This window comes from Paracoccus bogoriensis, assembly GCF_019431455.1.
GTDB lineage: Bacteria > Pseudomonadota > Alphaproteobacteria > Rhodobacterales > Rhodobacteraceae > Paracoccus > Paracoccus bogoriensis.
Genome location: NZ_JAHYSR010000001.1, coordinates 179,192 through 204,499 on the forward strand (window position 1 = coordinate 179,192; position 25,308 = coordinate 204,499).

28 protein-coding genes are annotated in these 25,308 nt (G+C 67.4%); 14 read left to right on the plus strand and 14 right to left on the minus strand.

Annotation, left to right across the window (positions count from 1 at the left end; translation table 11 throughout):
- The first annotated feature begins 12 nt into the window (after positions 1 to 12).
- The 4 genes from KY389_RS00885 to mscL all read left to right on the plus strand — a co-directional run bounded on the left by KY389_RS00885 (position 13) and on the right by mscL (position 2,832).
- Positions 13 to 555: a DUF721 domain-containing protein gene (locus tag KY389_RS00885; RefSeq protein WP_219828818.1), complete on the plus strand. Its 543-nt coding sequence runs from the start codon at positions 13 to 15 to the stop codon at positions 553 to 555.
- A gap of 3 nt (positions 556 to 558) precedes the next feature.
- On the plus strand, positions 559 to 1,197 hold the full coding sequence (locus KY389_RS00890; RefSeq protein ID WP_219828819.1) for a DsbA family protein: 639 nt from the start codon (positions 559 to 561) through the stop codon (positions 1,195 to 1,197).
- Positions 1,194 to 2,321, plus strand: coding sequence for a CaiB/BaiF CoA transferase family protein (locus KY389_RS00895; RefSeq protein WP_219828820.1), 1,128 nt, complete (start codon positions 1,194 to 1,196; stop codon positions 2,319 to 2,321). The genes KY389_RS00890 and KY389_RS00895 overlap by 4 nt, the downstream gene beginning before the upstream one ends.
- Before the next feature lie 67 nt (positions 2,322 to 2,388).
- The gene (gene mscL / locus KY389_RS00900) at positions 2,389 to 2,832 is read left to right on the plus strand and encodes a large conductance mechanosensitive channel protein MscL (RefSeq protein WP_219828821.1); all 444 of its coding nucleotides are present in this window, start codon (positions 2,389 to 2,391) and stop codon (positions 2,830 to 2,832) included.
- 56 nt (positions 2,833 to 2,888) lie between these two features.
- Here the strand turns inward: mscL and ald are convergent, their stop codons facing one another.
- On the minus strand, positions 2,889 to 4,007 hold the full coding sequence (gene ald / locus KY389_RS00905; RefSeq protein ID WP_219828822.1) for an alanine dehydrogenase: 1,119 nt from the start codon (positions 4,005 to 4,007) through the stop codon (positions 2,889 to 2,891).
- Between the two features lie 130 nt (positions 4,008 to 4,137).
- Between ald and KY389_RS00910 the strand changes: the two genes are divergently transcribed.
- Complete coding sequence (locus KY389_RS00910; RefSeq protein ID WP_219828823.1) at positions 4,138 to 4,599, plus strand: Lrp/AsnC family transcriptional regulator; 462 nt, start codon at positions 4,138 to 4,140, stop codon at positions 4,597 to 4,599.
- Between the two features lie 84 nt (positions 4,600 to 4,683).
- On the opposite strand, the gene rpsU is transcribed toward KY389_RS00910, so the two are convergent.
- Positions 4,684 to 4,890 carry a 30S ribosomal protein S21 gene (rpsU, locus tag KY389_RS00915; protein ID WP_081994671.1) on the minus strand — a complete coding sequence of 69 codons (207 nt, stop codon included), beginning with the start codon at positions 4,888 to 4,890 and terminating at the stop codon, positions 4,684 to 4,686.
- Positions 4,891 to 4,986: 96 nt separating this feature from the next.
- Between rpsU and KY389_RS00920 the strand changes: the two genes are divergently transcribed.
- Both KY389_RS00920 and KY389_RS00925 read left to right on the plus strand, forming a co-directional pair.
- Positions 4,987 to 5,640, plus strand: a complete 654-nt coding sequence (locus tag KY389_RS00920) for a COQ9 family protein (protein ID WP_219828824.1) — start codon at positions 4,987 to 4,989, stop codon at positions 5,638 to 5,640.
- A 9-nt stretch (positions 5,641 to 5,649) separates the two neighbouring features.
- Positions 5,650 to 6,642 carry an NAD(P)H-quinone oxidoreductase gene (locus tag KY389_RS00925; RefSeq protein WP_219828825.1) on the plus strand — a complete coding sequence of 331 codons (993 nt, stop codon included), beginning with the start codon at positions 5,650 to 5,652 and terminating at the stop codon, positions 6,640 to 6,642.
- Between the two features lie 157 nt (positions 6,643 to 6,799).
- On the opposite strand, the gene KY389_RS00930 is transcribed toward KY389_RS00925, so the two are convergent.
- A complete protein-coding gene (locus KY389_RS00930; RefSeq protein ID WP_219828826.1) occupies positions 6,800 to 6,964 on the minus strand; it encodes a hypothetical protein in 165 nt (54 codons plus the stop codon).
- Between the two features lie 139 nt (positions 6,965 to 7,103).
- Here KY389_RS00930 and KY389_RS00935 point away from each other — a divergent pair, with 139 nt between their 5' ends.
- The gene (locus KY389_RS00935; RefSeq protein ID WP_219828827.1) at positions 7,104 to 7,859 is read left to right on the plus strand and encodes a DUF1013 domain-containing protein; all 756 of its coding nucleotides are present in this window, start codon (positions 7,104 to 7,106) and stop codon (positions 7,857 to 7,859) included.
- Between the two features lie 92 nt (positions 7,860 to 7,951).
- Here KY389_RS00935 and KY389_RS00940 read toward each other — a convergent pair whose 3' ends face one another.
- From KY389_RS00940 to KY389_RS00950, 3 genes are all read right to left on the minus strand, one after another.
- Positions 7,952 to 8,212 (minus strand): GlsB/YeaQ/YmgE family stress response membrane protein, encoded by a 261-nt coding sequence (locus tag KY389_RS00940; RefSeq protein ID WP_219828828.1) that lies wholly within the window; start codon positions 8,210 to 8,212, stop codon positions 7,952 to 7,954.
- Positions 8,213 to 8,328: 116 nt separating this feature from the next.
- Positions 8,329 to 9,801 carry an NAD-dependent succinate-semialdehyde dehydrogenase gene (locus tag KY389_RS00945; protein ID WP_219828829.1) on the minus strand — a complete coding sequence of 491 codons (1,473 nt, stop codon included), beginning with the start codon at positions 9,799 to 9,801 and terminating at the stop codon, positions 8,329 to 8,331.
- A gap of 266 nt (positions 9,802 to 10,067) precedes the next feature.
- Positions 10,068 to 11,714, minus strand: a complete 1,647-nt coding sequence (locus tag KY389_RS00950) for a thiamine pyrophosphate-binding protein (protein ID WP_219828830.1) — start codon at positions 11,712 to 11,714, stop codon at positions 10,068 to 10,070.
- 102 nt (positions 11,715 to 11,816) lie between these two features.
- On the opposite strand from KY389_RS00950, the gene smpB reads away from it, so the two are divergent.
- The 3 genes from smpB to KY389_RS00965 all read left to right on the plus strand — a co-directional run bounded on the left by smpB (position 11,817) and on the right by KY389_RS00965 (position 14,387).
- The gene (gene smpB / locus KY389_RS00955) at positions 11,817 to 12,290 is read left to right on the plus strand and encodes an SsrA-binding protein SmpB (RefSeq protein WP_219828831.1); all 474 of its coding nucleotides are present in this window, start codon (positions 11,817 to 11,819) and stop codon (positions 12,288 to 12,290) included.
- Between the two features lie 61 nt (positions 12,291 to 12,351).
- Positions 12,352 to 13,206: a 3-mercaptopyruvate sulfurtransferase gene (gene sseA / locus KY389_RS00960; protein ID WP_219828832.1), complete on the plus strand. Its 855-nt coding sequence runs from the start codon at positions 12,352 to 12,354 to the stop codon at positions 13,204 to 13,206.
- Positions 13,206 to 14,387: an amino acid aminotransferase gene (locus KY389_RS00965; protein ID WP_219828833.1), complete on the plus strand. Its 1,182-nt coding sequence runs from the start codon at positions 13,206 to 13,208 to the stop codon at positions 14,385 to 14,387. The genes sseA and KY389_RS00965 overlap by 1 nt, the downstream gene beginning before the upstream one ends.
- A 133-nt stretch (positions 14,388 to 14,520) precedes the next feature.
- Here the strand turns inward: KY389_RS00965 and KY389_RS00970 are convergent, their stop codons facing one another.
- The 3 genes from KY389_RS00970 to ubiA form a co-directional block, all read right to left on the minus strand.
- Entirely contained in the window at positions 14,521 to 14,850 is a 330-nt protein-coding gene (locus KY389_RS00970) for a hypothetical protein (protein ID WP_219828834.1), read from the minus strand.
- Positions 14,847 to 16,988, minus strand: a complete 2,142-nt coding sequence (locus tag KY389_RS00975; protein WP_219828835.1) for an OmpA family protein — start codon at positions 16,986 to 16,988, stop codon at positions 14,847 to 14,849. The genes KY389_RS00970 and KY389_RS00975 overlap by 4 nt, the downstream gene beginning before the upstream one ends.
- 62 nt (positions 16,989 to 17,050) lie before the next feature.
- Positions 17,051 to 17,989 (minus strand): 4-hydroxybenzoate octaprenyltransferase, encoded by a 939-nt coding sequence (gene ubiA / locus KY389_RS00980; RefSeq protein WP_219828836.1) that lies wholly within the window; start codon positions 17,987 to 17,989, stop codon positions 17,051 to 17,053.
- A gap of 14 nt (positions 17,990 to 18,003) precedes the next feature.
- Here ubiA and KY389_RS00985 point away from each other — a divergent pair, with 14 nt between their 5' ends.
- Positions 18,004 to 18,729: a 16S rRNA (uracil(1498)-N(3))-methyltransferase gene (locus tag KY389_RS00985; protein WP_219828837.1), complete on the plus strand. Its 726-nt coding sequence runs from the start codon at positions 18,004 to 18,006 to the stop codon at positions 18,727 to 18,729.
- A gap of 175 nt (positions 18,730 to 18,904) precedes the next feature.
- Positions 18,905 to 19,099, plus strand: coding sequence for a DUF1127 domain-containing protein (locus KY389_RS00990; protein ID WP_219828838.1), 195 nt, complete (start codon positions 18,905 to 18,907; stop codon positions 19,097 to 19,099).
- Positions 19,100 to 19,183: 84 nt separating this feature from the next.
- Here the strand turns inward: KY389_RS00990 and KY389_RS00995 are convergent, their stop codons facing one another.
- From KY389_RS00995 to fsa, 5 genes are all read right to left on the minus strand, one after another.
- On the minus strand, positions 19,184 to 20,053 hold the full coding sequence (locus KY389_RS00995) for a 50S ribosomal protein L11 methyltransferase (protein WP_219828839.1): 870 nt from the start codon (positions 20,051 to 20,053) through the stop codon (positions 19,184 to 19,186).
- The gene (msrA, locus tag KY389_RS01000; protein ID WP_219828840.1) at positions 20,053 to 20,628 is read right to left on the minus strand and encodes a peptide-methionine (S)-S-oxide reductase MsrA; all 576 of its coding nucleotides are present in this window, start codon (positions 20,626 to 20,628) and stop codon (positions 20,053 to 20,055) included. The genes KY389_RS00995 and msrA overlap by 1 nt, the downstream gene beginning before the upstream one ends.
- Before the next feature lie 71 nt (positions 20,629 to 20,699).
- Entirely contained in the window at positions 20,700 to 21,638 is a 939-nt protein-coding gene (locus tag KY389_RS01005; RefSeq protein ID WP_219828841.1) for a tyrosine recombinase XerC, read from the minus strand.
- A complete protein-coding gene (locus tag KY389_RS01010; protein ID WP_219828842.1) occupies positions 21,635 to 22,330 on the minus strand; it encodes a DUF484 family protein in 696 nt (231 codons plus the stop codon). The genes KY389_RS01005 and KY389_RS01010 overlap by 4 nt, the downstream gene beginning before the upstream one ends.
- A 17-nt stretch (positions 22,331 to 22,347) precedes the next feature.
- Entirely contained in the window at positions 22,348 to 23,001 is a 654-nt protein-coding gene (fsa, locus tag KY389_RS01015; RefSeq protein ID WP_219828843.1) for a fructose-6-phosphate aldolase, read from the minus strand.
- Between the two features lie 105 nt (positions 23,002 to 23,106).
- On the opposite strand from fsa, the gene KY389_RS01020 reads away from it, so the two are divergent.
- Positions 23,107 to 25,308, plus strand: coding sequence for a primosomal protein N' (locus KY389_RS01020; protein WP_219828872.1), 2,202 nt, complete (start codon positions 23,107 to 23,109; stop codon positions 25,306 to 25,308).

A 25,308-nucleotide genomic window follows, 5' to 3' on the forward strand; every position in this document is an offset into this window, starting at 1 on the left:
GCCAAGGCAACGATGTCCCAGACCCCGCCTGATCCGACCCGACCGACAGGGCGTCGCGGCAAGGGCTTTCGCCCTGCGGCCAGCCTGCTGGCCGCGCGGGTGCAGAAGGCGGCCGAAAAGCGCGGTTTCGCCGTGTCGCGCTTGTTGACTCATTGGCCCGAAATCGTGGGTGCCGATCTGGCCGCCGTGACGCGACCCGTCCGTATCAGCCATGGGCGCGGGGCCTTCGGCGCGACGCTGACGCTGCTGACCACGGGCCCCATGGCGCCCATGGTCGAGATGCGCCTGCCCGAGCTGCGCGACAAGGTGAATGCCTGTTATGGCTATAATGCGGTCCAGCGCGTGACGCTGACCCAGACCGCCGCGCAGGGCTTTGCCGAGGGTCAGGCCAGCTTTGCCCACCGCCCCAGGCCCGCGCCTCCGCCCGATCCTGCAATGCGGGAAAAGGCTGCCGAAATCGCCGCCCAATTCACCGATCCGACCCTTGCCGAGGCGATGGCGCGGCTGGCGCTGAATGTCTCGATCCGCAACCAGACCAAGACCCTGAAAGGATAATCCATGTTCCTTCGTCATCTTGTGGCCCCTGCGGCCACCGCTATTACACTGGCCCTTGCCGCCCCCGCCCTGGCCCAGGATGCCCAGCCCGAGACCCTGCCCGACATCGTGCTTGGCGCCGAGGACGCGCCGTTGACCGTGATCGAATATGCCAGCTTCACCTGCGGGCATTGCGCGAATTTCCACAACAATGTCTTTCCCGAACTGAAGGCCGAGTTCATCGACACCGGCCAGGTCCGCTTCGTGCAGCGCGATGTCTATTTCGACCAGGTCGGCCTCTGGGCGGGCATTCTGGCGCGCTGCGGCGGCGATGACCGCTATTACGCGATTTCGCACTTGCTGTTTCAGGATCAGGCGTCGTGGGCGCAGGGCGGCTCGGGCGACGAGATCGCGGCCGGCCTGCGCCGCATCGGCCTCAAGGCCGGTCTAAGCGACGAACAGATGACCGCCTGCTGGGAGGATACTGCCAAGGTCGAGCAGCTTGTCGCGACCTTCCAGGCCAATGCCACAGCAGACGGGATCGAGGCGACGCCGACCTTCATCATCGGCGGCGAGAAGGTGCCGAACCAGTCCTGGGACAGTATGCGATCGCTGATCCTGGCCAAGCTGGACGAGGCAGCCAAAGAAGCGTCCGCCGAATGACGCCCCTGGCCGGTATCCGCGTCGTCGAACTGGCGCGGATCCTCGCCGGGCCTTGGGCCGGTCAGATTCTGGCCGATCTGGGGGCCGAGGTGATCAAGGTGGAAGCCCCCGAAGGCGACGATACGCGCCGTTGGGGGCCGCCTTTCATCGACCACAAGGGGCAGCGCAGCGCGGCCTATTTCCATGCCGCGAACCGGGGCAAGGCCTCGGTCGTCGCCGATTTCCGCAGGCCAGAGGGGCAGGCCCGCGTCCGCGAACTGGTGCGCGATGCCGATGTGGTGATCGAGAATTTCAAGGTCGGGGGGCTGTCGAAATACGGGCTTGATTACGCCGCCTTGTCGGCGCTGAACCCCCGCCTAATCTATTGCAGCGTAACCGGCTTCGGCCAGACAGGCCCCTATGCGCACCGGCCGGGCTACGACTACATCATCCAGGGCATGTCCGGCCTGATGAGTGTAACGGGCGATCCTTCGAGCCCGCCGCAAAAGGTCGGCGTGGCCGTCACCGACCTGTTCACGGGCGTCTATGCGGCGACGGGCATCCTGGCGGCGCTGCACCAGCGGGGGCGGACCGGGCGCGGGCAGCATATCGACATGGCGCTGATGGATGTGGCGGTCTCGGTCATGGCCAATCAGGCGATGAACTATCTGGCCAGCGGCAAGCCTCCGACCCGGATGGGCAACGCGCATCCCAACCTTGTGCCCTATGCGGTCTTTGACTGCGCGGATGGCTGGATCATCATTACGACCGGCAATGATGCGCAGTTCCGCAGGCTCTGCGCCGTTCTGAACCTGCCTGCACTGGCCGAGGCGCCCGATTACGCGACCAATGCGCAACGCATCACCCACCGCCAGACGCTGACAGCCAGCCTGAACGCCGTCACACGGGGCTGGCGGCGCGACGATCTGCTGGCCGCGCTGGAGGCCCAGGGCATTCCCGCCGGGCCGATCAACGACATGGCCGATGTCTTCGCCGATCCGCAGGTGATCGCGCGCGGCCTCAGGATCGACCCCGAAGGCGTGCCGGGCGTCCGCCTGCCGATCACCTTTTCCGACGCGGTGCTGAGTCTGGACCGCGCATCTCCCGCCCTGGGTCAGGACGACCCGGACAGTGCGAGCGATTGATTTCGCCCGATTTCCGGTCCACCCTGCGCCTGCGGCGGGATGCCGCGGGTAAATGGGGCAGACCATCATGTTCACGGAATTCCGCACCTTCATCGCGCGCGGCAACGTCGTCGATCTGGCCGTCGGCATCATCATCGGGGCGGCCTTTACCGCCATCGTCAATTCACTCGTGGGCGACCTGATCAACCCGGTTCTGGGGCTGCTGACAGGCGGAATCGACTTCAGCAATCAGTATGTCGTCCTGTCGGGCAACGTCCCCGATGGCGCCAGCCTGGAAGCTGCGCGCAATTCCGGCGCGGCGGTCCTTGCCTATGGCGCCTTCCTGATGGCGGTGCTGAATTTCCTGATCATTGCCTGGGCTGTGTTCCTGCTGGTCAAGGTGGTGAATCGCGTCCAGTCAGCTGCCATCAGGAAAAAGGAAGCATCCGCGCCCGCCCCCGCCGGTCCCAGCCAGGAGGAACTGCTTGCCCAGATTCGCGACCTGCTGGCTGATCGCGCCACCCGCATCTGACCGCGCGACCGCGCCGGGGCCGGCCGGCGTGCCGGCCCCGGCGCCTGCGCCCGGCGCTACAGTCCCAGCAGCGCCTCGGGCGTGACGGCCTCGATGCCAAGCGCCTCGCCCACCGGGATCGAGGTCAGCTGACCTTCATGGGTTGACAGGCCCGCGCGCAGATACGGGTCGTCCGTCACCGCCTGCCGCCAGCCCTTGTCGGCCAAGGCCAGCAGATGCGGCATCGTGACATTGCCAAGCGCCTGAGTCGAGGTGCGGGCCACCGCGCCCGGCATGTTCGCCACGCAGTAATGGATGATGCCGTCCACGTCGTAGATCGGATCCTGATGCGTGGTCGCGCGCGAGGTCTCGAAACATCCGCCCTGGTCGATGGCCACATCCACCAGAACCGCGCCCTGCGGCATGGTGGATAGCTGTTCTCGGCTGATCAGCTTCGGTGCGGCGGCACCGGGAATCAGCACCGCGCCGATGACCAGGTCGGCGGTGCGGATCGCCTCGGCCGTGGCGGCGGCGCTGGCGAATTGTGTCGTCAGCCGGCCCATGAACACATCGTCCAGATAGGACAGGCGCGGCACGGACCGGTCCATGACCGTCACATTCGCCCCCATCCCGACCGCGACCCGCGCCGCTGCCGCGCCCACGACGCCACCGCCGATGATAACCACATTGGCCGGCCGCACGCCCGGCACCCCGCCCAGAAGAAAGCCGCGCCCGCCATTGGCCTTTTGCAGCGCCCATGACCCGACCTGAGGCGCCAGACGGCCCGCCACCTCGGACATCGGCGCCAGCAGGGGCAGCCCCCCACGTGCATCGGTCACGGTCTCATAGGCGATCGCGGTGACGCCGCTTTTCAGCAGGTCGCGGGTCTGCGGCTCGTCAGGGGCCAGATGCAGATAGGTGAACAGGATCTGACCCTTCCGCAGCATCGCCCGCTCGACCGCCTGCGGTTCCTTGACCTTGATGACCAGATCCGCCTCGGCAAAGACGGTCGCCGCATCGGGCGCGATCTGCGCGCCTGCCCTGGTGTAATCCTCATCCTCGAAGCCCGCGCCCAGCCCCGCGCCGGTCTCGACCAGCACCTGATGGCCACGCGCCACGGCCTCGGCGGCGGCGGCGGGGGTCAGGCCCACACGGAATTCCTGCGGCTTGATTTCCTTTGGACAGCCGATCTTCATGATGTTTTCTCCCCGTTTTCGTCATGGTGCCAGCATGGACGCGCAATGTGCTGCGAAGATGCGCCGCGTCGCGCCAAGGCCGTGCAAGATCCTTCTGGCAAAGCGCCGGTTGATTGAAGATAATGCGCCCATGGCTGAACTGGACGCAATAGACCGCCGAATCCTGTCGCTGCTTCAGAAAGAGGGGCGAATCAGCAATGCCGAATTGGCGCTGCGGGTGCATCTGTCGCCCTCGGCTTGCCACCGCCGGGTGCAGCGGCTGGAGGAATCGGGCGTGATCTCGGCCTATGTGGCGCTGCTGGATGCCCGCGCCCTGCGCCGACAGACGACCGTTTTCGTGGAAATCACCCTGTCGGGCCAGGCCGACGAGGTGCTGGAGGCGTTCGAGCGCGGCGTTGCCCAGATCCCCGATGTGCTGGAATGTCACCTGATGGCGGGAACGGCGGATTATCTGCTCAAGATCGTGGTCGAGGATACCGATGACTTCGCGCGCATCCATCGCCAGCACTTGGCCCGCCTGCCGGGCGTGGCGCAGATGCATTCCAGCTTTGCGCTGCGGACGGTTTTTCGCACGACCGCGATTCCCGTCTGAGGTCGTCCGACCGCTTGCAGACAAGAGAAAACCCCCGCGACACGGCGTCGCGGAGGTTTTCGGATGACACGGGATCGCGCCGTCTTACAGTGCGCCTTCGCGCTGTGCCTTTTTACGGGCCAGCTTGCGGGCGCGGCGAACGGCCTCGGCCTTTTCACGGGCTTTCTTGACCGACGGCTTCTCGAAATGCTGCTTGAGCTTCATTTCGCGGAAGACACCTTCGCGCTGAAGTTTCTTCTTCAGGGCGCGAAGCGCCTGTTCGACGTTGTTGTCGCGAACATTGACCTGCATGTGGTTGTCACCACCTTCCTAGGTTAGAGTTGATCGAATTGCAGGAAGCGCCCCGTTATCACCGGCGGGGCCAATTGTCCAGAGACGAGGCAGGCCATGACACAGACCGACCGGGATGCGCTGATCGACGCGGCGCTGATCCATGTGCCCTTCGAGGGGATGAACCGCGAGGCCATAGCGGCAGGGGCGCGCGACATCGGCATGGATCCGGCGCTGATCGCGGTGCATCTGCCGCGCGGCGGCGCCGATCTGGCGGCGGCCTATCACCGGCGCGGCGACGATGCCCTTCGCCGCATCCTGTCGCAGACCCCGCCCGAAGGCCGGTTCCGCGACCGTGTGGCCCAGGCCGTGTGGCGGCGGCTGGAACTCTCGGACCCGGAACTGGTGCGCGCGGGCGCTTCGGTCCTGGCGCTGCCGCAGAACAGCGCGCTGGCCGCGCGTCTGGTCTGGGAAAGCGCCGACGTGATCTGGACCGGGCTGGGCGATCCTTCGGACGATCTGAACTGGTATTCCAAACGGGCGATCCTGTCGGGTGTGATTTCGGCCAGCGTGCTCTACTGGCTGGGCGACGAATCCGAAGGCCATGCCGAAACCCGCGCCTTTATCGACCGCCGGATCGACGACGTGATGCGCCTCGAATCGGTCAAGGCGCAGATCCGCAAGCTGCCCGGCGCCGAGCGGCTGGCCAGGGCGGCCTTCGGCTGGGTGCGCGCGCCCCGGCCGCGCGCTTTGCCCGGCCATGGCCGCTGAGGGCCCGCGATGATCCCCGACACGATGAAGGCGGTCGAGATCGCCGCCCCTGGCGCCGCCGACCAGCTGCGCCCGACCATACGCCCCGTTCCCGTGCCCTGCCACGATCAGATCCTGATCCGGCTGGCCTATGCGGGGGTGAACCGCCCCGACGTGCTGCAACGCGCGGGCGCCTATGACCCGCCGCCGGGCGCCTCGGACCTGCCCGGCCTCGAATGCGCCGGAGAGATCGTCGGCATGGGCGCCGGCGTCACGCGCTGGCGCAAGGGCGAACAGGTCTGCGCCCTGCTGCCGGGCGGCGGCTATGCCGAATACGCGGTCTGCCACGCCGACCACGCGCTGCGCATCCCTCACGGCATGACCACACGAGAGGCCGCCTGCCTGCCCGAAACGGCCTTTACTGTCTGGTCCAACGTGGTCCAGCGCGGCCGCTTGACCGGGGGTGAACGCTTCCTCGTCCATGGCGGGTCGTCCGGCATCGGCATGATGGCCATTCAGGTGGCCCGGGCACTGGGCGCGCGCGTCTTCGCCACCGCTGGCAGCGAGGCGAAATGCGATGCCATCCGCGGCCTCGGCGCCACCGCCATCAACTACCGCAGCGAGGATTTCACCCGCATCCTGCGCGATGCGGGCGGGGCGAACCTGATCCTCGACATGGTGGGCGGCAGCTACATCCCGCGCAACATCAAGGCCTTGGCTCAGGACGGGCGGCTGGTCATGATCGCCTTCCTCGAAGGCCCCAAGGTCGAACTGAACTTTGCCCAGATCATGGTGAACCGCCTGACCGTGACGGGTTCGACCCTGCGCCCGCAATCCGACGTGGCCAAGGCCGAACTGGCCGACGCCCTGCGCAAGCAGCTCTGGCCGATGATCGGGCAGGGCGCGGTCCGCGTCACGATCGACAGCGAATTCACGCTGGATCAGGCCGCCGAGGCGCATCGCCGGATGGAAAGCAGCGAGCATATCGGCAAGATCGTCCTCAGGATCGCCGACGACACCTGATTGCGCCACGCGCCAGTTGCCTTGGTGCAAATATCCTGGGGGCGGGGGGCGAAGCCTCCCCGGCGGTCGCGGGACGCAAGGAACGTTGACCGCAGGCGCGGCCTCAGCGCATCGCCGGTGCTGCTGCACCAGGCGGGTTGCCAAGACAGTGCCAGGATCAGGACAGTGCCAGGATATCGTAATCAAAGCGCCCTGCCATGTCGCGGGATTGCGCCACAACAGCCAGCGAAAGGGTGGCGAATGCCGCCAGGGCAAAGGTCAGGACATGGCGCATCGCCCGAACCGATCGCCGCAAAAGCGGCTGGCAAGCGGCTTTGCGCATGAATCCTCTTTTCCCCGCAGCGTGAAAACGCTATATCCCCCGGCAATTCCCCCGACACCCGAGGAATGGCGCCCGCCGAAAGCCGATTTCCCGGCCCAAGCCCTCCATGGTCAGGGACCACGATGCGAAGGAGACTGACATGAGCAAGCCGCTGATGGCCAAGGCCACTGCCGTCTGGCTGGTGGACAACACCACGCTCAGCTTCAAGCAGATCGGCGATTTCTGCGGTCTGCACGAGCTTGAGGTCCAGGGCATCGCCGATGGCGATGTGGCGATGGGCGTGAAGGGCTATGACCCCATCGCCTCGAACCAGCTTGACCCTGAGGAGATCAAGCGCGGCGAGGCAGATCCCGCCTACAAGCTGCGGCTGAAGCACAACCCCGCCGCCGAAGGCGAGGAAAAGCGCCGCGGCCCGCGTTACACGCCGCTGTCCAAGCGTCAGGACCGACCGAACGCGATCCTCTGGCTGGTCAAGTTTCATCCGGAACTGGCCGATGCGCAGATCGCCAAGCTGGTGGGCACGACGAAGCCGACCATCACCTCGATCCGCGAGCGCACGCATTGGAACATCCAGAACATGCAGCCGATCGACCCAGTTGCGCTTGGGCTGTGCCGCCAGACGGAACTGGATGCGGCCGTCCAGAAGGCCGCGAAGAAGAAGGCCGCCGAAGGTGGCGTGATGACCGATGACGAGCGCCGCAAGCTGGTCAGCACCGAGACCTCGCTGTCCATGTCCGACGAGCCGCGCCTGCCCAGCTCGATCGCCGGTCTGGAGAATTTCAGCCTGACCCGCGACGAGAAGAAGCCTGAACCCGAACTGGACGCCGACAGCTTCTTCAATCTGCCCGACAATGACGATGACGAAGATGACGAGGATGATCGCGGCCACCGCTGAGCCGCATCGTATCGAAAAGGGTATCGAAAAGGCCGGGCGATCGCCCGGCCTTTTGCGTTCAGGTGCTTGCGTTCAGGTGCTGATGTTCTTGGTCAGACCCGGCTGCGACCGCTGATGGCGCGGACCAGCCAGATCAGGATGACCGCGCCGATGACCGCGACGATCAGTTGGCCCACGATCCCGCCAAGCGTGGCGTCGAACAGCAGGCGGAACAGCCAGTTGCCCAGCAGCGCGCCGACGATGCCCACAACGATGTTCAGCAGCAGCGTATGGTTACTCTTCATGATGCGTTCGGCGATCCAGCCCGCCAGCGCACCAAGAATGATCGTCATGATCCAGCCGAAACCTTCCATGTCTTTGCCCCTTCGTCAGGTTATGGGGCGCGTCCCTGCGACGGCCCGTCGCACGGATAATGCCGCAACCGGCCAATGCGTTCCCGCGAAAGGTAAGGTCAATTTCGGGCGGGCGGTCAGACCGACAGGCAGACATATTTCATTTCAAGGAAATCCTCGGCCCCGTGGCGGCTTCCTTCGCGGCCAAGACCGGATTGCTTGACACCGCCGAAAGGCGCGACCTCGGTCGAGATGATTCCCGTGTTCACGCCGACGATGCCGTATTCCAGCGCCTCCTGCACACGGGTGATGCGGCCGATGTCGCGGGCGTAGAAATAAGAGGCCAGGCCAAAGATCGTGTCATTGGCCCTGGCGATCACTTCGTCTTCGGTCTCGAATTTGAACAGGGGCGCGAGGGGGCCGAAGGTTTCCTCGGTCGAGACCTTCATGTCGTCCTTCACGCCCGTCATCACGGTCGGCTCGAAGAACAGGCCCTTGATCCGCTTGCCGCCGGTGACGACCGCGCCGCCGCCATCCAGCACGTCGCGGATATGGTCCTCGACCTTCTCGACGGCGTCCTCGTTGATCAGCGGGCCGGTGGTCACGCCCTCTTCAAGCCCGTCGCCGACGCGCAGTTTGTTGACCGCCGCCGCCAGCTTTTGGGCGAATGCGTCATAGACGCCCGACTGGACATAGATGCGGTTCGCGCAAACGCATGTCTGACCGTTGTTGCGGAACTTGGACGCCATCGCGCCCTCGACCGCCGCATCCAGATCGGCGTCGTCAAAGACAATGAAGGGCGCGTTGCCGCCCAGCTCCATGCTGCATTTCATCACCTGATCGGCGGCCTGGCGCAAGAGGATGCGCCCCACCTCGGTCGAGCCGGTGAAGGTCAGCTTGCGCACGGTCGGGTTCTCGCAGAATTCCTTGCCGATATCGCTGGCCCGCGACGAGGTGACGACCGACAGGATGCCCTTGGGCAGGCCCGCGCGTTCGCCCAGAACGGCCATGGCCAGCGCCGAGAGAGGCGTTTCCGCCGCCGGGCGCGCGACGAATCCGCAGCCCACCGCCAAAGCGGGCGCGGCCTTGCGCGCGATCATGGCGTTGGGAAAGTTCCAGGGCGTGATCGAGCCCACCACGCCAATGGGCTGGCGGATCACGGTGATGCGCTTGTCGCGCATATGGCCGGGGATCGTCTCGCCATAGATGCGCTTGGCCTCTTCGCCGAACCACTCGATGAAGCTCGCGCCATAGGCGATCTCGCCCTTGGCCTCGGCCAGGGGCTTGCCCATCTCGGCGGTCAGGATCGTGCCCAGATCGTCCTGATTGGCCATCATCAGGTCGAACCACTTTCGCATGACCTGTGCGCGTTCCTTGGCGGGGCGGGCGGCCCAGTCCTTCATCGCGGCCTCGGCGGCGGCGATGGCGCGTGCGGTCTCGGCCCGGCCCAGATCGGCGACGCGGGCGATCACGTCTCCGCGTGCGGGGTTCGTCACCGCGAAGGTCGCGCCGTCATCGGCATCGACCCATTCGCCGGCCACGAAGGCGCGCGTTTCCAGCAGCGAGGGATCGTTCAGCAAAGCCTTCAGGTTGGTGTCTTGCGCGGTCATGGCTGCCTCATCGGGGTTCTTGCAGGGGCATGATGACCATGCGCTCGCCGTGTTGTCAAAGCGGGTTGAACCAAAACGGCCCGGCCTGCGTTTCAGTGCCAATCGCCAGGCTGTCCCTCTTGGCGATCTCTCTGGAGGGCGGCGCGTTTCCCCGCGCCGCCCGCTCCGTATCAGGCCGTCCCCTGGCAGGGCAGCCGCCAGCAGGGTTGCAGATCACCAGGCGCGTGACCCCGGCATATTCGCGGCCGAGCTGTTGGAGCCAAGCCTCATTCCGATGCCTTGGCGCGGATTTCGGACAGGGTGGCGAAGCTGGTCAGCGCCTCTGGGTCCAGCGCCAGCTCGATCACCGCGAAGCGCCCCGAATCGCGCGCCCGTCCGAAGGCTTCGGCAAAATCCTCGTTCCGGGTGACGCGCGCGCCATGTCCGCCATAGGCGCGGGCCAGCGCGGCAAAGTCGGGATTGGCCAGGTCCGTCCCCGAGACGCGGCCTGGATAGGTCTTTTCCTGATGCATCCGGATCGTGCCATAGCGGCCGTTATTCGCCACGATCACGATGGGCGTCGCGCCGTGCTGGGCGGCGGTCGAAAGCTCGTTCAGGGTCATCTGGAAGCAGCCGTCGCCCGCCATCGTCACCACGACGCGGCCCGGATGGGCCAGCGAGGCCGCGATCCCGGCGGGCAGGCCATAGCCCATCGACCCCGAGGTTGGCGCGATCTGCGTCCGCGCCCGCTTGAAGCGGAAATAGCGGTGGACAAAGGCTGCATAATTGCCCGCGCCATTGGTGATGATCGCATCCTCGGGCAGGTTCGCCGAGAGCCAGCAGACCACATGCTCCATCGTGACATCGCCCGGCGTGGGGCGGGGGGTCTGCCAGTCTTCGTAATGGGCGCGCAGGCTGGCGGTCCAGTCGTCCCACCGGCGCGGGGCGGGGCTGTCCGCCAGCGCCTGAAGCGCCGCACGCGGGCAGGTCGGGATGCCCGGATCGGCGCGCCACAGGCGCCCGATCTCGTCAGGCGCGGCGCTGACATGGATGATGCGCCGCCCCTGTGCCGAGGGGTGCATCAGCGTATAACCCCCCGTCAGCGTGTCCCCCATCCGCGAGCCAAGGGACAGGATGCAATCGGCCTGCCGCAGCGCCTCGCCCATGCGGGTGTTCATGCCGACGCCCAGATCGCCCGCGTAATTGGGGTGGCGGTTGTCCATGTAATCCTGCCGCCGGAAGGGCACCGCGACAGGCAGGCCCCAGCCTTCGGCAAAGGCGGCCAGTCGGTCGGCATCGTCCTGCGACCACAGCGCGCCGCCCGGAATGACCAGGGGGCGCTCTGCGCCTGCCAGCGCGTCGCGGATCGCGTCAAGCTGGGCGGGCGCGATGCCCGCCACGGGCCGGGGCGCGGGGGGCAGGTCGGGGATGTCGGCGCGGGCCGCCAGCATGTCCTCGGGCAGGGCCAGGACGACGGGTCCGGGGCGGCCCGATTGCGCCAGATCGAAGGCGCGGGCGACGTATTCGGGGATACGGTCGGTCTGGTCGATCTGGGCGACCCATTTCGCCAACCCGCCGAACATCTGGCGGTAATCCACTTCCTGAAAGGCGTCGCGGTCGCGGTCCTCGCGCGCGATCTGGCCGATGAACAGGATCATCGGCGTCGAATCCTGCTGGGCGACATGGACGCCCGCGCTGGCATTGGTGGCGCCGGGGCCGCGTGTGACGAAGCAGATGCCAGGGCGCCCGGTCAGCTTGCTCGTGGCCTCGGCCATCATCGCCGCGCCGCCTTCGTGACGGCAGACGACATTCTGGATGCCCGTATCGTGCAGCGCGTCCAGAACCGCCAGAAAGCTTTCCCCCGGCACCGAAAAGACCCGCCCCACGCCATGCGCGCGCAGCGCATCGACCAGGATCTGTCCGCCATGTCGCATCATCCACCCCCTTGCTTGCCGGGCGCAGGCTGGCCCATCGCGGCGCCGGGCGCAACCGGCCGCCCTTTACAGCCGCCCCGCCCGCGCCTATCTGCAAGGCCCATGGCCAAGACCGATGACAGCAAGAACTACAAGGTGATCGCCGAGAACCGGCGCGCGCGCTTCGACTATTTCATCGAGAGCGATCTCGAGGTCGGCATCGTGCTGACCGGGTCCGAGGTGAAATCGCTGCGCACCGGCCAGTCGAACATCGCCGAAAGCTACGCCTCGGTCGAGGGGGGCGAATTGTGGCTGATCAACGGCTACATCGCCGCCTTGCCCCATGCCGGCGTCTTCGGGCACGAGGAACGCCGCCGCCGCAAGCTGCTGGTCTCGCGCAAGGAACTGGCGCGGCTGTGGCAGGCGATCGGGCGCGAGGGCATGACCCTTGTGCCGCTGGTCATGTATTTCAACCACAAGGGCCGGGTGAAGCTGAAGATCGGCATCGCCAAGGGCAAGAAGGTCGCGGACAAGCGCGAAACCAGCGCGAAACGCGACTGGAACCGGCAGAAACAGCGGCTGCTGAAACAGGGCTGACCATTGCGGCCCGGCCCGCCACCCTGTAGATCGGGGCGGCACGGCGCAAAGGGGGGCTGCGATGCAGGACGATCCACGGGTGCTGGTCTCGACCGACTGGCTGGCGGCTCGGCTGGACGATCCGCAGCTGCGCGTTCTCGATGCCAGCTGGCATATGCCCGCCTCGGGGCGCGATGCCCGCGCCGAATTCGAGGCCGCCCATATCCCCGGCGCGCGCTTCTTCGACATCGACGCCATCAGCGACACCCGCTCGGCCTTGCCCCACATGGCCCCGCCCCCCGAGACATTCGCCAGCCGCGTCCGCGCGCTTGGCGTGGGCGACGGCCAGCAGGTCGTGATCTATGACGACAGCGCCGTCCGCAGCGCGGCGCGGGCCTGGTGGACCTTTCGTCTGATGGGCTACCGCGATGTCGCCGTGCTGGATGGCGGGCTTGGCAAATGGCGGGCCGAGGGGCGGGCGCTGGACAGTCAGCCCGCCATGATCCGCGACCGCCACCTGACGCCCCGCCGCCAGCCCGACCTGGTCTGCGACGTGACGCAGGTCGCCCGCGCGGCCAAGCTGGGCAATCCGCAGATCGTCGATGCCCGCGCCCCCGAACGCTTTCGCGGCGAGGCGCCCGAACCCCGGCCGGGCCTGCGCGCGGGCCACATTCCCGGATCGCTGAACCTGCCCTTCGGCCGGCTTCTGAACCAGGACGGCACGTTGAAGGCGCCGGGCGACCTGCGCAAGGCCTTCACCGATGCCGGAGTCGATCTGGCGCGGCCCGTCATCACGACCTGCGGCAGCGGCGTGACCGCCGCGATCCTGTTTCTGGCGCTGGAACGGATCGGCCACCAGAACCACGCGCTTTACGACGGAAGCTGGACCGAATGGGGCAGCTTTCCCGACCTGACCATCGCAACCGGAGACGCCTGATGCTGTCCAACCTCAAACCGCAAGCCCCCGACAAGATCCTGATGCTGATCGAGGAATTCAAGGCCGATACCCGTCAGGGCAAGATCGACCTGGGCGTGGGCGTTTACAAGGATCCGCAGGGCGTCACTCCGGTCATGCGCGCGGTGAAGGCGGCCGAAAAGCGCATCTGGGAAACGCAGACCACCAAGGCCTATACCGCGCTGGCCGGAGAGGCCGATTACCGCAACGCGCTGGCGGGCATGATCCTGGGCGCGGTGCCGGCGGAGCGACTGGCTTCGGTCGCCTCGGTCGGTGGCACAGGCGCGATCCGTCAGGCGCTGGAACTGGCGCGGATGGCCAACCCGGACGTGCATGTCCATGTCTCGGACCCGACCTGGCCGAACCACCTGTCGATCATGAAGTTCATGGGCGTCCCCTTCAGCGAATATCGCTATTTCGACGCGGCCTCCCGCGGCGTCGATTTCGATGGGATGAAGGCCGATCTCGCCCGCGCCGCCAGGGGTGACATCGTGCTGCTGCATGGCTGCTGCCATAACCCGACCGGCGCGAACCTGACGCTGGATCAATGGTCCGAGGTGATCGCGATCCTCGACCGGACCGGCGCGATCCCGCTGATCGACCTGGCCTATCAGGGCTTCGGTGACGGGCTGGATGCCGATGCCGAACCCACACGTCTGGTCGCGCGCAGCCTGCCCGAGGTGCTGATCGCGGCCTCCTGCTCGAAGAATTTCGGCATCTACCGCGAACGGACCGGCATCCTGATGGCGCTGGCGCAGAACGCCGAGGCCCGGGATCTGTCGCAGGGCGCGATGGCCTTCCTGAACCGCCAGAGCTTCTCGTTCCCTCCCGATCACGGCGCGCGTATCGTCAGCACCATCCTGACGGACGACAGCCTGCGCGCGGACTGGGCTGCCGAACTCGAAGATGTGCGCAACTCGATGCTGGGCTTGCGCGAACAGCTTGCCGCAGAGCTGCGCGAACTCAGCGGCACCGATCGCTTCGACTTCATCGCCCGTCACCGCGGAATGTTCTCGCGTCTCGGCGCGACCCCCGAACAGGTGGCCAGGCTCAAGACCGACGCGGCGATCTACATGGTCGGCGATTCGCGCCTGAATATCGCAGGCCTGAACCGCGACACCGTCCCGGTCCTCGCCCGCGCGATCATCGACGCCGGCATCTGATCGACCCTTGGCGCGCCCTGACGGCGCGCCCCCTCACCCTTTGCCTTGGTCCAAATATCCTCGGGGGTGAATTGGCCGTAGGCCAAAAGGGGGCAGAAAGCCCCCTTTCTTGGCCCGCCGCAAGTGGGTCATCCTAGCGTCGCGCCAGCGCCCGTTCGATATAATCCCGCAACTCCTCGATTTCGCTCCGCGCATCGCGCAGCGCCTCCATCGTCGCGCGCAATTCCGCCTCGCTTCCCGCCAGCCGGCCCGCCGCTTCAGCCTCGCGCTCGGCCAACAAGGCCTCGGCCGCATCGCGCCGGCTCTCGGCTTCCTGCAAGGCAGCAGCCAGCTTGTGCAATTCCCCGATTTCGGCCTGGCTTGGGCGCGTCAGCCGTCCGACAAGCCAGCAGGCGAACCATCCCAGAAGAAAGGCCGCAAACAGGATGATCGCGGTGGCGGCTACGAATTCCGAACGGTTCATGCGTCGCTGTCTTCCTCGGCTGGCGCGCCCGACGCGGCCGCGGGACGGGGCGAGGGGCGGGGTGTGTCTGCTTCCGGCGTCAGGACCGGCACCCTGATGTTTTCTTCGCGCTCTTTCAGAGTCTGAAACTCTTCGCTGGCGCCAAGCGTGCTGACCGACAGGCCCGATCGCTCGGCGGGGGGCATGGGCGGCCCCATCACGGGTGGCAGCGGTTCGGCATCGACCGAGCGCTCGGGGCCCTTTCGTTCGGTTTCGGGCGGAATTTCGGTCACGTCGCGCGTCACGCCCGAGACGGTGACAGGTGCGGGCAAGGGCGCGTTCTGAACCGGCCGGGCCGACAGCAGGCGGAACTCGATCCGGCGATTGGCCTCGCGGCCTTCTTCGGTCTCGTTCGAGGCGATGGGCTGGCTTTCGCCATAGCCACGCGCGGTCATGTGCGTCACGTCGATGCCTGCTTCGGCCATCGCAGTCAGGATCGCCTGTGCGCGGGCGCGCGACAGATCGGCGTTGAACGCCTCCGAGCCCTGCGAATCGGTATGGCCGCCTGCCTCGATCTGAAAATCGGCGCAATCGGCCATGATCGCCGCCAGCTGCGCCAACGTCGGCTCGGGATCGCCCGCGATCGAGGCGCGGGCGGGCTCGAAGCCGATTTCGGATTCCTGCATCACGCGGTTCAGCCGTGCCACACATTCGTCCCCATCGGGCAGTCCGAGCGACTCGTCCAGCCGCCGGTCGTAGCGGATCGAAAGCTCATAGCGCGCTCCTGCGCCCAAACGCTGCGACAGGATCCCCGAGGCGCGCCGCGTTGCCTCGGCATCCCCCGAAATCCCCGTCAAGGTCACAAGGTCCGGGGTCACGCGGACCTGTCCCGAATGCAGCACGTCCATGGCCTCGATCGCGGCGATCACACGGACAGTCCAGCCACCCGGCACGGCCTCGTCATTGCGCAGCGCAGTTTGCGTCACCGCAAAGCGCGAACGGGCAAAGCTGTCCACGGCCTCGCGCATACGGGTATCGGCGATGACGCCCCGGATCGAGACGCTGCCGCCTTCGGTCAGGGTCGCCTGGAACTCGATCCGCGCGGCTTCGTCATCCTGATCGCGGTGGGCGATCAGGGCGAATGTCGGGGGCAGTTCGGCCTGCAACGCGGCCACGGCCCGATCAAGCGCCTGACGATCAACGCTGGCGGGCACGTGCAGGGCGATGTCGCCATCGCTCAGCGTGACGCTGCCCGCGCCCAGGTCGGCCAGCGCCGCTATGGACAGAGCCGCAGCCTGGCCCCATTCAGCCGAAGGCGCGCCCAGCCCAAGAGTGCAAGAGGTGTTGCCGGTCATCCCCGCCTGCCGGGCTGCGTCCAGGATAAGCTGGCGCGCTGCCTCGTCATCGGCGGCGCAATTGTCGAAACGCGGCCCGTTTTCGTCGATGACGAAGCGCAGAAGAAAGGGCGCGATCACCGGGCGGGGGGCGGAAATCTCGGCCGTCAAGGTGACGCCGTCGGGGGTTGCGCGCCGCAGCAGCGTCTCAAGCCGGCTTCGCTCGGCCTCGCTGTCGGCCAGGGCGGTGACATGGACCGCCCCCGGCGTGACCGAGATCTTGGCATTGGCAAGCGCCTGCGCGGCCCTCAGGCCCAATCGCAGCGCCTCGTTCCAACCGGGCGGCACCGGATAGTCGGCGCTTTCCATCAGGTCGGTGATCTGAGGCGCAGCCGTTTCCAGCCGCAGGCTGCGGGTCAGCGCGGTCCGATCCGTCGCGACCGGCACCAGCCCGATCAGCGAGATGCCCTGATCGCCGCGCAAAAGCTCCAGCTTGAACTCGGGCGGGGTCATCGCCTCAAGGGCGGCCACGCTCATGGCGTCGCGGATGCGCGAGGGGTCCACGACGCTGGCGGCCTCGGTCGTGGCGCGAAAGCGGTCCAGTTCTGACGGCGCGGTGCCCGACAGCTCGACCAGCAGCCCGTCGGTCGCCACCTCGACCCAGTCAAGGCCCGCCCGGGACAGCGTTTCATCCACCTCGGCGGCCGAGCGAGTCTCGATGAAGGTTGCGGCGGCCTGCGCGCCCCACCAGCACAGCCCGCCCGACCCGGCCAGAACGGCAAGGGTGGCAAGCGAGGTGGTCAGGCGGCGGCGCAGGCTGGGCATGAGGATATCCTGATCGCTGTTGCAAACGCGCAACGTCTAGTCGCCGGTCGGCCCTGGCGCAATCAGACCAGCCCTGCCACGGCAAGAAACAGCGCAAGGATCAGCCCCGCATCGCGGTTCGACCGGAACAGGTGCAGGCAGATATCCCCCCGTTCAGGCTGGAATTTTTGCAGTTGCCAGGCCAGGTGCAACCCGAAGCCCGCCAGTCCGGTCAGGGCGATCAACTGATTGCGACCCTCCCACAGGATCGCCACGGCCATCACCGCGACCGAGGCCAGAGCGAATCCCGCAAGGATGCGCGGGCTGTTCTCGGCGAACAGGCGCGCGGTGGATTTCACGCCGATCAGCGCGTCGTCCTCGGCATCCTGGTGGGCGTAGATCGTGTCGTAGAACACCGTCCAGGCGATGGCCGCGACCCAGGCAATGACAGGGGCCGGGTCCAGCCGCCCCATATGCGCGGCATAGGCCAGCATCACGCCCCAATTGAAGGCCAGCCCCAGAAAGATCTGCGGCCACCAGGTAAAGCGCTTGGCGAAGGGATAGATCGCCACCAAGGCCAGCGAGGCGACCCCCATCCAGATCGCCGCCGGACCCAGCGTCAGCAGGATCGCCAGCCCCAGAAGGCATTGTGCGACCAGCCAGATCAGCGCCCCGCGCAGGCTGATCTGCCCCGAGGGCAGGGGCCGGGACCGTGTGCGCGCCACCTGGGCGTCGATATGGCGGTCGGTGATGTCGTTCCAGGTGCAACCCGCCCCGCGCATCACAAGGGCGCCGATCGCACAAGCGACCGCGATCCACAGGTCGAACCAGCGCGGCGCATCGGCCATCATGGCCAGCCCGATCCCCCACCAGCAGGGGATCAGCAGCAGCCATGTCCCGATGGGCCGGTCCGCGCGGCTCAGCCGCAGCCAGGGCCGTATCGCGGGTGGCGCGTGGCGGTCCACCCAGTTGCCCGGCGGAGCATCCGCCACGACATCTGGTCTTTCGCCCCGGTTTTGCATAGCGTCGCCCCATCATGGCAAGGATCAGGCTGTTCATAGATCACCCCCTGTCCAAGGGACAAGCCGTGCCGCTGGATGCGGCGCAGGCGCATTACCTGTCGGGCGTCATGCGGCTGCGCGCGGGGCAAGACATCACCGTGTTCAACGGCCGTGACGGCGCCTGGTCGGCGCGGTTGGACGAGGCCGGCAAGCGCGGCGGCATCCTCACCGCGCTGGAACAGACCGGCCCGCAGCGCGATCCGCCCGACCTGTGGCTGCTTTTTGCGCCGATCAAGAAGGCGCGCACCGATTTCATCGTCGAGAAGGCGACCGAGCTGGGCGCCGCGCGCATCCTGCCCGTGCAGACCGACCACACCAATTCCGAGCGCATCCGGCAGGACCGTCTGCAGGCCCATGCCATCGAGGCGGCCGAGCAATGCGGCGGCACCTTCGTTCCGGAAGTGACCGAATTGGCGCCCCTGTCGCGGCTGCTGGAGGGGTGGGATCCGGCGCGCCGCATCCTTTGGGCCGACGAGGCGCGGGTGGGCGCCGCCCAAGCCTTGGCCGGGTTGCCGCGCGGTCCCTGGGCCATCCTGGTCGGGCCCGAAGGCGGCTTTTCCGCCGCCGAGCGCAAGCGCCTGTCCTCGCTGCCTTTCGTGACGCCCGTCAGCCTGGGCCCGCGAATCCTGCGCGCCGATACGGCCGCTGTGGCGGCGCTGGCGCTGTGGCAGGCGGCCCTGGGCGACTGGATGGACGCCTGAAACGGCGGATTGTCGTGTATTCTGGCGGAATGACGAGGCTATGCTGCGTTTGCACATGCAGAAAGTGCATGGCGGGAATGACTCTTTCGCGCCTAGTCTTTGCGCTCTGCCCGAATTATCTGCGCCTTGTCCGAAAACTGCCCGTTGACGGGGCAATCTGCTAACAGGTGACATGATGTCGATGATCGAAGCGAACCGCACCGGCACGTCTGCCGGAGGCGTGGGGATTGTCGCGCGCATCATTGCGCTGGTGGCTCGCTGGCGCGAAGCCCGCGTGACCCGCCGCGAACTGAACCGCCTGTCGGATCGCGAGCTGGACGATATCGGTCTGTGCCGCGCTGACATCGAGCGGATCGCGCGCGGTTTCTGAACCCCACGCGCCTGAGGCCCACTCGCCTGACGAACGAACCCCCGAAGCCATGGCAGCGGGGGTTTTTTCATGCCCGCGGGCGGCTCAGCCGCGCGTCATCACCAGCGTGGTCCAGTCGCCCAGATCGCGGCGGTCCGGTCGGACAAAGCCCGCCTTTGCGTAAGCGGCGGCGACCTCGTCGGCCTGCGTCGTCAGGATGCCCGACATGACGACACGCCCGCCCGCCGCGACATGGCGGGCCATGTCGGGGGCCAGATCAATCAGTGGCTGCTTGAGGATATTGGCCAGAACCAGGTCATAGGGCGCGGCCTGGTACAGGATCGGGTGGTCGAAACCCGCAGCCTCCAGACATTCGACACGGCCCAGCAGGCCGTTTGCGATGACATTCGCCGCCGCCACATCCACCGCCACCGGGTCGATGTCGCTGGCCAGCACCGTTACCGGCCACAAACGCGCGGCCGCCATCGCCAGGACCGCCGTGCCGCAGCCGATATCGGCGATGCGTCTGGCCTGAAATCCCTCGCGCTCCAGCCGGTCCAGTGCCTCAAGACAGCCCTTGGTAGTGTCGTGATGTCCGGTGCCGAAGGCCATTGCGGCCTCGATGCACAGGGCCTCGACGCCTTCGGGGACGCTGTCGGCATCATGGCTGCCATGGACATGGAAGCGCCCCGCGCGCACCGGGGTCAGTTCGCGCCTGACATGGGCGACCCAGTCAACTTCGGGCAGTTCCGAGATGGTGAAGGGCTGCGCCCCATGCGCCGCAGCCAGCAGCGCCAGCGCAATCTCGTCGGGGGCTTCGGTGAAATAGGCGCCGACCTCCCAGAGCTGGCTGCCATCCTCGATCTCGAAGACGCCTGTGCCGACGGGTTCGGGGGTCAGATCCTCGCAGGCCTCGGCCAGGGCTTCGGCGGCCTCGCGGCCGGGCAGATGGGTCAGCGCGGTATAGGTGGGCATCAGGTCGGGTCCGGGTTGGGGATGCTGGCCTCTACCCCGGTGCCTTTCAGCCCGCAATAACCATCGGGGTTCTTGTGCAGATATTGCTGATGCGCCTCATGCGCGGGCCAGAAGGGGGCGGCCTCGATAATCTCGGTCGTGATGGCACCATGACCGTTCACGGCGAGGCGGTTGCCGTAATCCGTGCGCGAGGCCTCGGCGGCGGCGCGCTGGCTGTCGTTGAACACCATGATCAGGCTACGATACTGGCTGCCGATATCGTTGCCCTGCCGGTTGCCCTGCGTCGGGTCGTGATTTTCCCAGAACAGTTGCAGCAGGTGATCATAGCTGATCAGCGAACTGTCATAGATGATCCGCACCACCTCGGCATGGCCGGTATCGCCGCGCTTGACCTGATCATAGGTCGGGTTCTGAACCGTGCCGCCGGCAAAGCCCACCTCGGTCAGCCAGACGCCGTTCTGTTGCCAGAACAGGCGCTCGACACCCCAATAGCAGCCCATGCCGAAGATTGCCTGATCGTGTCCCGGCGGCACGGCGGCGCCCAGGGGGCGGTGAAAGATCGCGTGGTCGGTCATGCTGGTCCCTTTCATCTGGGCTTTCGGGTCGGGAAACGCCCATGGCGGGCATCGGGTTCAGACAGGCGGGCTTAGTTGCGGGGGTGGGCGGCACGGAAGGCGGCCATCAGGCGGGTATCGTCCACCCCGGTATAGACCTGAGTGGTGGACAGGCTGGCATGGCCCAGCAATTCCTGAATCGTGCGCAGATCGCCCCCCGCGTTCAGAAGATGCGTGGCAAAGGAATGACGCAGCGCATGGGGCGTTGCGGTCGAGGGCAGGCCAAGCGCCGCGCGGGCGCGGCGCATCCGCTCGGCCACCTGCCCGCCATCCAGCCGCCCCCCGCGCGCGCCCCGGAACAATGCCTGATCGGGGGCCAGGGTCCACGGGCATTGCCGCAGGTAATCGGCCACCGCCTCGCGTGCCACGGGCAGGACCGGCACCTGCCGTTCACGCTTGCCCTTGCCTCGGATCAGCAGCGCCTCGCCAAAGGGCCAGTCGCGGCCATCCAGCGCCATCGCCTCGCTGATGCGCAGCCCGCACCCCCAGAGCAGCGTCAGCACCGCCACATCGCGCGCCGCGATCCAGGGGGTGGGCTGGTCGGCCGAGACCTGCGCCAGCGTCTCGCGCGCCTGTTCGGGTGTCAGCGGACGCGGCAGCGAGCGGCGGAATTTCGGGCTGCGCGCGGACAGGGCCGCCGACAGGTCATATCCCTCGCGGTCCGACATCCACCGCAGAAAACCGCGCACTGCCGATTGTCGCCGCGCCAGAGACCGCGCGCCAAAGCCCCGTGCGCGTTCAGAGGCCGCAAAGGCGCGCATGTCCGATTGCGTCAGCGCGGCCAGATGGGTCGGCGTGACGGCTTCGCCCCAATGGCGGCCAAGAAAGTGCAGAAAGGCAATCACATCGCCCTGATATGCGGTGATCGTGTGAGGCGAGCGGTCGCGGGTCGCGGCCTCGGTGGCAAGCCATCGGGACAGCGCATCCGCCGTGGCAGGCGCCAGTGCCAGAAGGGGCGCGCCCTTGGTCATCCTCTCAGGCGCGCCAGCAGGACCAGCCGCAGCACCTGCCCGAAGAACCGCAAGAGGTCGGTGCCATGCGCCGGAGAGAAACGCCCCGTATCCGCGCTGCCCATCAGCAGCAGTGCACGCGGACGGCGCGCGCCCAGATCCAGCGGCAGAAGCGCCTCGGAGGCGACGGCGCGGCCGTGGATGGGCTGGGTGATGGGCGAGGCCCTGCGCAGCACGATGTCGTCGCCACGCGGGGCGCGCCGGCCCGCCGCGACGATCCTGTCCACCGCACCCGGAGGCGCGATATGGACATCTTCGGGCAGACGGGCCATTGGCGGCTCGGCCTCGACCAGAAGGCGCAAGGTCTCGATCCGCAGGATGGGGGCGATGTCGGATTGCAGGCAGCCGACCAGATCGTCCAGATCGGCGGTCTCCAGCAGGCCGATCACCGCGCGGTGGATGATCGCGACGCCGTTCTGATTCTCGAACGCGGCGGCGATCACCCCGTCATGGGTGATTTCCAGACGGTTCAGCCGATCCTCCAGCGCCTGCATGGCGCGGGCGCGGATGTCGATGACATTCTCGCCCATCTGCGCGCGCTCGGCGCCCAGAAGGGCACGCATCACTTCGCGGTCGTCGAGGATCGCCCCCGGATCGGCCAGAAGCCGGTCGCGGAGTTCGGACGAAAGCCCCGCCGATGGTTCGGTGCTCATGCGCGCCCCTTTGCGGTTCAGAGGATCTTCTGGCCGGTCTTGGCCCAATCGGCATTGAACTGCTCAAGCCCCTTGTCGGTCAAGACGTGGTTGGCCATCGCCTTGATGACCGAGGGCGGCGCGGTGATCACGTCGGCGCCAATCCTGGCGGCCTCGACGACGTGGTTCACGCTGCGGATCGACGCGGCCAGGATCTGGGTCTCGAAGCCGTAATTGTCGTAGATCTCGCGAATGTCCGCGATCAGGTCCAGGCCGTCCAGGTGGATGTCGTCCAGGCGCCCGATGAAGGGGCTGATGAAGGTCGCACCGGCCTTGGCGGCCAGGATCGCCTGCGCCGGGCTGAAGCACAGCGTGACATTGACCATGTGCCCGTCATCGGACAGGGCGCGGCAGGCTTTCAGCCCGTCCCAGGTCAGTGGCACCTTGACGGTGATGTTGCTGGCGATCTGCGCCAGATGCTTGCCCTCGCGGATCATGCCCTCGGCATCCGGGGCGACGACCTCGGCCGAAACCGGGCCGGGGACCAGTTCGCAGATCTCGCGGGTGACTTCCGCGATGTCGCGGCCCGCCTTGAGGATCAGCGAGGGGTTGGTGGTCACGCCATCCACCATGCCCAGTTCGTGCAATTCGCGGATGGCGGCGATATCGGCAGTATCGACGAAGAATTTCATGCCCGTCTCCTCTGGTGCGGTTCGACAGGGTGATAGCGCAGAAACCGGCCCGCCGGAAGGGGCGCCCCCTTGCAAGCCGTGCGATGCGTCGTCTTTATCGCGGCGATGGATCAGGTGTTCCCGTTCTTTCCGCCCCGCGCCCGCATCGCCGTCCTCACGGTCGAGCCGGTGGGCGTGCTGGACTACCTTGCCCCCGAGGGCGGCGTGCGGCTGGGTCAGCTTGTGCTGGTGCCTCTGGGGCCGCGCCGCGTGCTGGGTCTGGTCTGGGGCGAGGGCATGGGCGATTTCGACCTGGCCAAGCTGCGCCCGGTGGCGCGGGTGTTGGATGCGGCGCCCTTCGACGCGCGGTTCCGCGAATTCCTGACACGGGCGGCGGATTACACGCTGACCCCGCCGCCGCTGATGCTGCGCATGGCGACCCGCGCGCCCGATCTGGACCAGCCGCCCGCCGCGCGGCGCGTGATCGTTCCGGGCGGTCGGCCGGTCGCCCGCCAGACCCCGGCGCGGGCGCGCGTGATGCAGGTCATGGCCGATCACGGCGGCGCCAGCTTCGCGGCATCCGAACTGGCGGGCCTGGCGGGGGTGGGCGTCTCGGTCGTCAAGGGGCTGGTCGCCCAAGGCGCGCTGGCCGAGATCGAGGCCCCGCGCGACGCGCCCTATCCCCGCCTTGACCCCACGCTGCCCGGCAAACCCCTGGACGCCGACCAGCAGGCCGCCGCCAATGCCTTGCGCGCCGCGATCCGCGCAGGGGGCTACGGCACGACGCTTCTGCGCGGCGTCACCGGATCGGGCAAGACCGAGGTCTATCTAGAAGCCGTCGCCGAAACCCTGCGCGCGGGCCGGCAGGCGCTGGTCCTGCTGCCCGAGATCGCGCTGTCGGCCGAGTTCCTCGACCGGGTCGAGGCGCGGTTCGGCGCGCGTCCCGGCGAATGGCACAGCGGCATCACCCGGACCGAGCGGCGACGGCTGTGGCACATGGCCGGGCGCGGCGAGGTGCAGCTTGTCGTCGGCGCGCGTTCGGCGCTGTTCCTGCCCTTTGCCGATCTGGGGCTGATTGTCGTCGATGAGGAACATGACAGCAGCTACAAACAGGAAGATATCGTCTTTTACAGCGCCCGCGACATGGCGGTGCTGCGCGCCTCGATCACCGGCGCGCAGGTGGTCCTGGCCTCGGCCACGCCCTCGCTGGAAAGCTGGGTCAACGCGGCCTCGGGCAAATATCGCAGGCTGGATCTGCGCTCGCGCCATGGCACGGCCGAGTTGCCCGAGATGCGCGCCATCGACCTGCGCGCCGAGGCGATGGAGACCGGACGCTGGATCTCGCCCACGCTGGTCCGCGCGGTCGAGGCGCGGCTGGCATGTGGCGAACAATCGCTGTTGTTCCTGAACCGGCGGGGCTTTGCGCCCGTCACCGTCTGCCGCGCTTGCGGCGAGCAGATCGGCTGCCACCAATGCGACGCGCGCATGGTCGAACATCGCTTCCAGAACCGCATGGTCTGCCATCAATGCGGCGAGACGCGGCCCATCCCGACCGCCTGCCCCTCATGCGGCGTCGAGGGCAAGCTGGCCCCCATCGGACCCGGCGTCGAGCGCATTGCCGAAGAAGTCGCCGCCCGTTTCCCGGATGCCCGCGCCCAGATCCTGTCCTCGGACCTGTTCCATTCGGCCCGCGCGCTGAAGGAAACCATCGCCCGGATCGCGGCAGGCGAGGCGGATATCATCATCGGCACGCAGATCGTCGCCAAGGGGCACAACTTTCCGCGCCTGACGCTGGTGGGGGTGATCGACGCGGATCTGGGCCTTCAGGGCGCGGACCTGCGCGCGGCGGAACGCAGCTTTCAACTGATGCGGCAGGTCGCGGGCCGGGCAGGCAGGCAGGCAGGTGCAGCGCCGGGGCTGGCGCTGCTGCAAACCCATCAGCCCGACCACCCGGTGATCCGCGCGATCCTGTCGGGCGAGGACGAGCGCTTCTGGAACGCCGAGGCCGAGGCGCGTCAGGCCGCAGCCATGCCGCCTTTCGGTCGGCTGGCCGGGGTGATCCTGTCCCATCCCGACCCGGCCATCGTCGCCAATTTCGCGCGCGCGCTGGCGGGGCGGGCCGCGCCGCTGGCCGGGATCGGGGCGGATCTCTGGGGGCCGGCCCCTGCGCCGATTGCGCGGGTCAGAGGCCGTCACCGGGTTCGGATGCTGATCCGCGCGCCGCGCCAGGCGCCCTTGCAGGCCGCCATTGCGGATTGGCTTGAGGGCGTGAAACTGCCGCCGAACCTGCGACTGTCGGTCGATATCGACCCGCAGAGCTTTCTCTAG

Bases quoted from the DNA above. Each gene is read 5' to 3' on its own strand.
- KY389_RS00885 (WP_219828818.1), top strand. From the start codon at position 13: ATGTCCCAGACCCCGCCTGATCCGACCCGACCGACAGGGCGTCGCGGC.
- KY389_RS00890 (WP_219828819.1), top strand. From the start codon at position 559: ATGTTCCTTCGTCATCTTGTGGCCCCTGCGGCCACCGCTATTACACTG.
- KY389_RS00895 (WP_219828820.1), top strand. From the start codon at position 1,194: ATGACGCCCCTGGCCGGTATCCGCGTCGTCGAACTGGCGCGGATCCTC.
- mscL (WP_219828821.1), top strand. From the start codon at position 2,389: ATGTTCACGGAATTCCGCACCTTCATCGCGCGCGGCAACGTCGTCGAT.
- ald (WP_219828822.1), bottom strand. From the start codon at position 4,007: ATGAAGATCGGCTGTCCAAAGGAAATCAAGCCGCAGGAATTCCGTGTG.
- KY389_RS00910 (WP_219828823.1), top strand. From the start codon at position 4,138: ATGGCTGAACTGGACGCAATAGACCGCCGAATCCTGTCGCTGCTTCAG.
- rpsU (WP_081994671.1), bottom strand. From the start codon at position 4,890: ATGCAGGTCAATGTTCGCGACAACAACGTCGAACAGGCGCTTCGCGCC.
- KY389_RS00920 (WP_219828824.1), top strand. From the start codon at position 4,987: ATGACACAGACCGACCGGGATGCGCTGATCGACGCGGCGCTGATCCAT.
- KY389_RS00925 (WP_219828825.1), top strand. From the start codon at position 5,650: ATGATCCCCGACACGATGAAGGCGGTCGAGATCGCCGCCCCTGGCGCC.
- KY389_RS00930 (WP_219828826.1), bottom strand. From the start codon at position 6,964: ATGCGCAAAGCCGCTTGCCAGCCGCTTTTGCGGCGATCGGTTCGGGCG.
- KY389_RS00935 (WP_219828827.1), top strand. From the start codon at position 7,104: ATGAGCAAGCCGCTGATGGCCAAGGCCACTGCCGTCTGGCTGGTGGAC.
- KY389_RS00940 (WP_219828828.1), bottom strand. From the start codon at position 8,212: ATGGAAGGTTTCGGCTGGATCATGACGATCATTCTTGGTGCGCTGGCG.
- KY389_RS00945 (WP_219828829.1), bottom strand. From the start codon at position 9,801: ATGACCGCGCAAGACACCAACCTGAAGGCTTTGCTGAACGATCCCTCG.
- KY389_RS00950 (WP_219828830.1), bottom strand. From the start codon at position 11,714: ATGCGACATGGCGGACAGATCCTGGTCGATGCGCTGCGCGCGCATGGC.
- smpB (WP_219828831.1), top strand. From the start codon at position 11,817: ATGGCCAAGACCGATGACAGCAAGAACTACAAGGTGATCGCCGAGAAC.
- sseA (WP_219828832.1), top strand. From the start codon at position 12,352: ATGCAGGACGATCCACGGGTGCTGGTCTCGACCGACTGGCTGGCGGCT.
- KY389_RS00965 (WP_219828833.1), top strand. From the start codon at position 13,206: ATGCTGTCCAACCTCAAACCGCAAGCCCCCGACAAGATCCTGATGCTG.
- KY389_RS00970 (WP_219828834.1), bottom strand. From the start codon at position 14,850: ATGAACCGTTCGGAATTCGTAGCCGCCACCGCGATCATCCTGTTTGCG.
- KY389_RS00975 (WP_219828835.1), bottom strand. From the start codon at position 16,988: ATGCCCAGCCTGCGCCGCCGCCTGACCACCTCGCTTGCCACCCTTGCC.
- ubiA (WP_219828836.1), bottom strand. From the start codon at position 17,989: ATGCAAAACCGGGGCGAAAGACCAGATGTCGTGGCGGATGCTCCGCCG.
- KY389_RS00985 (WP_219828837.1), top strand. From the start codon at position 18,004: ATGGCAAGGATCAGGCTGTTCATAGATCACCCCCTGTCCAAGGGACAA.
- KY389_RS00990 (WP_219828838.1), top strand. From the start codon at position 18,905: ATGTCGATGATCGAAGCGAACCGCACCGGCACGTCTGCCGGAGGCGTG.
- KY389_RS00995 (WP_219828839.1), bottom strand. From the start codon at position 20,053: ATGCCCACCTATACCGCGCTGACCCATCTGCCCGGCCGCGAGGCCGCC.
- msrA (WP_219828840.1), bottom strand. From the start codon at position 20,628: ATGACCGACCACGCGATCTTTCACCGCCCCCTGGGCGCCGCCGTGCCG.
- KY389_RS01005 (WP_219828841.1), bottom strand. From the start codon at position 21,638: ATGACCAAGGGCGCGCCCCTTCTGGCACTGGCGCCTGCCACGGCGGAT.
- KY389_RS01010 (WP_219828842.1), bottom strand. From the start codon at position 22,330: ATGAGCACCGAACCATCGGCGGGGCTTTCGTCCGAACTCCGCGACCGG.
- fsa (WP_219828843.1), bottom strand. From the start codon at position 23,001: ATGAAATTCTTCGTCGATACTGCCGATATCGCCGCCATCCGCGAATTG.
- KY389_RS01020 (WP_219828872.1), top strand. From the start codon at position 23,107: ATGGATCAGGTGTTCCCGTTCTTTCCGCCCCGCGCCCGCATCGCCGTC.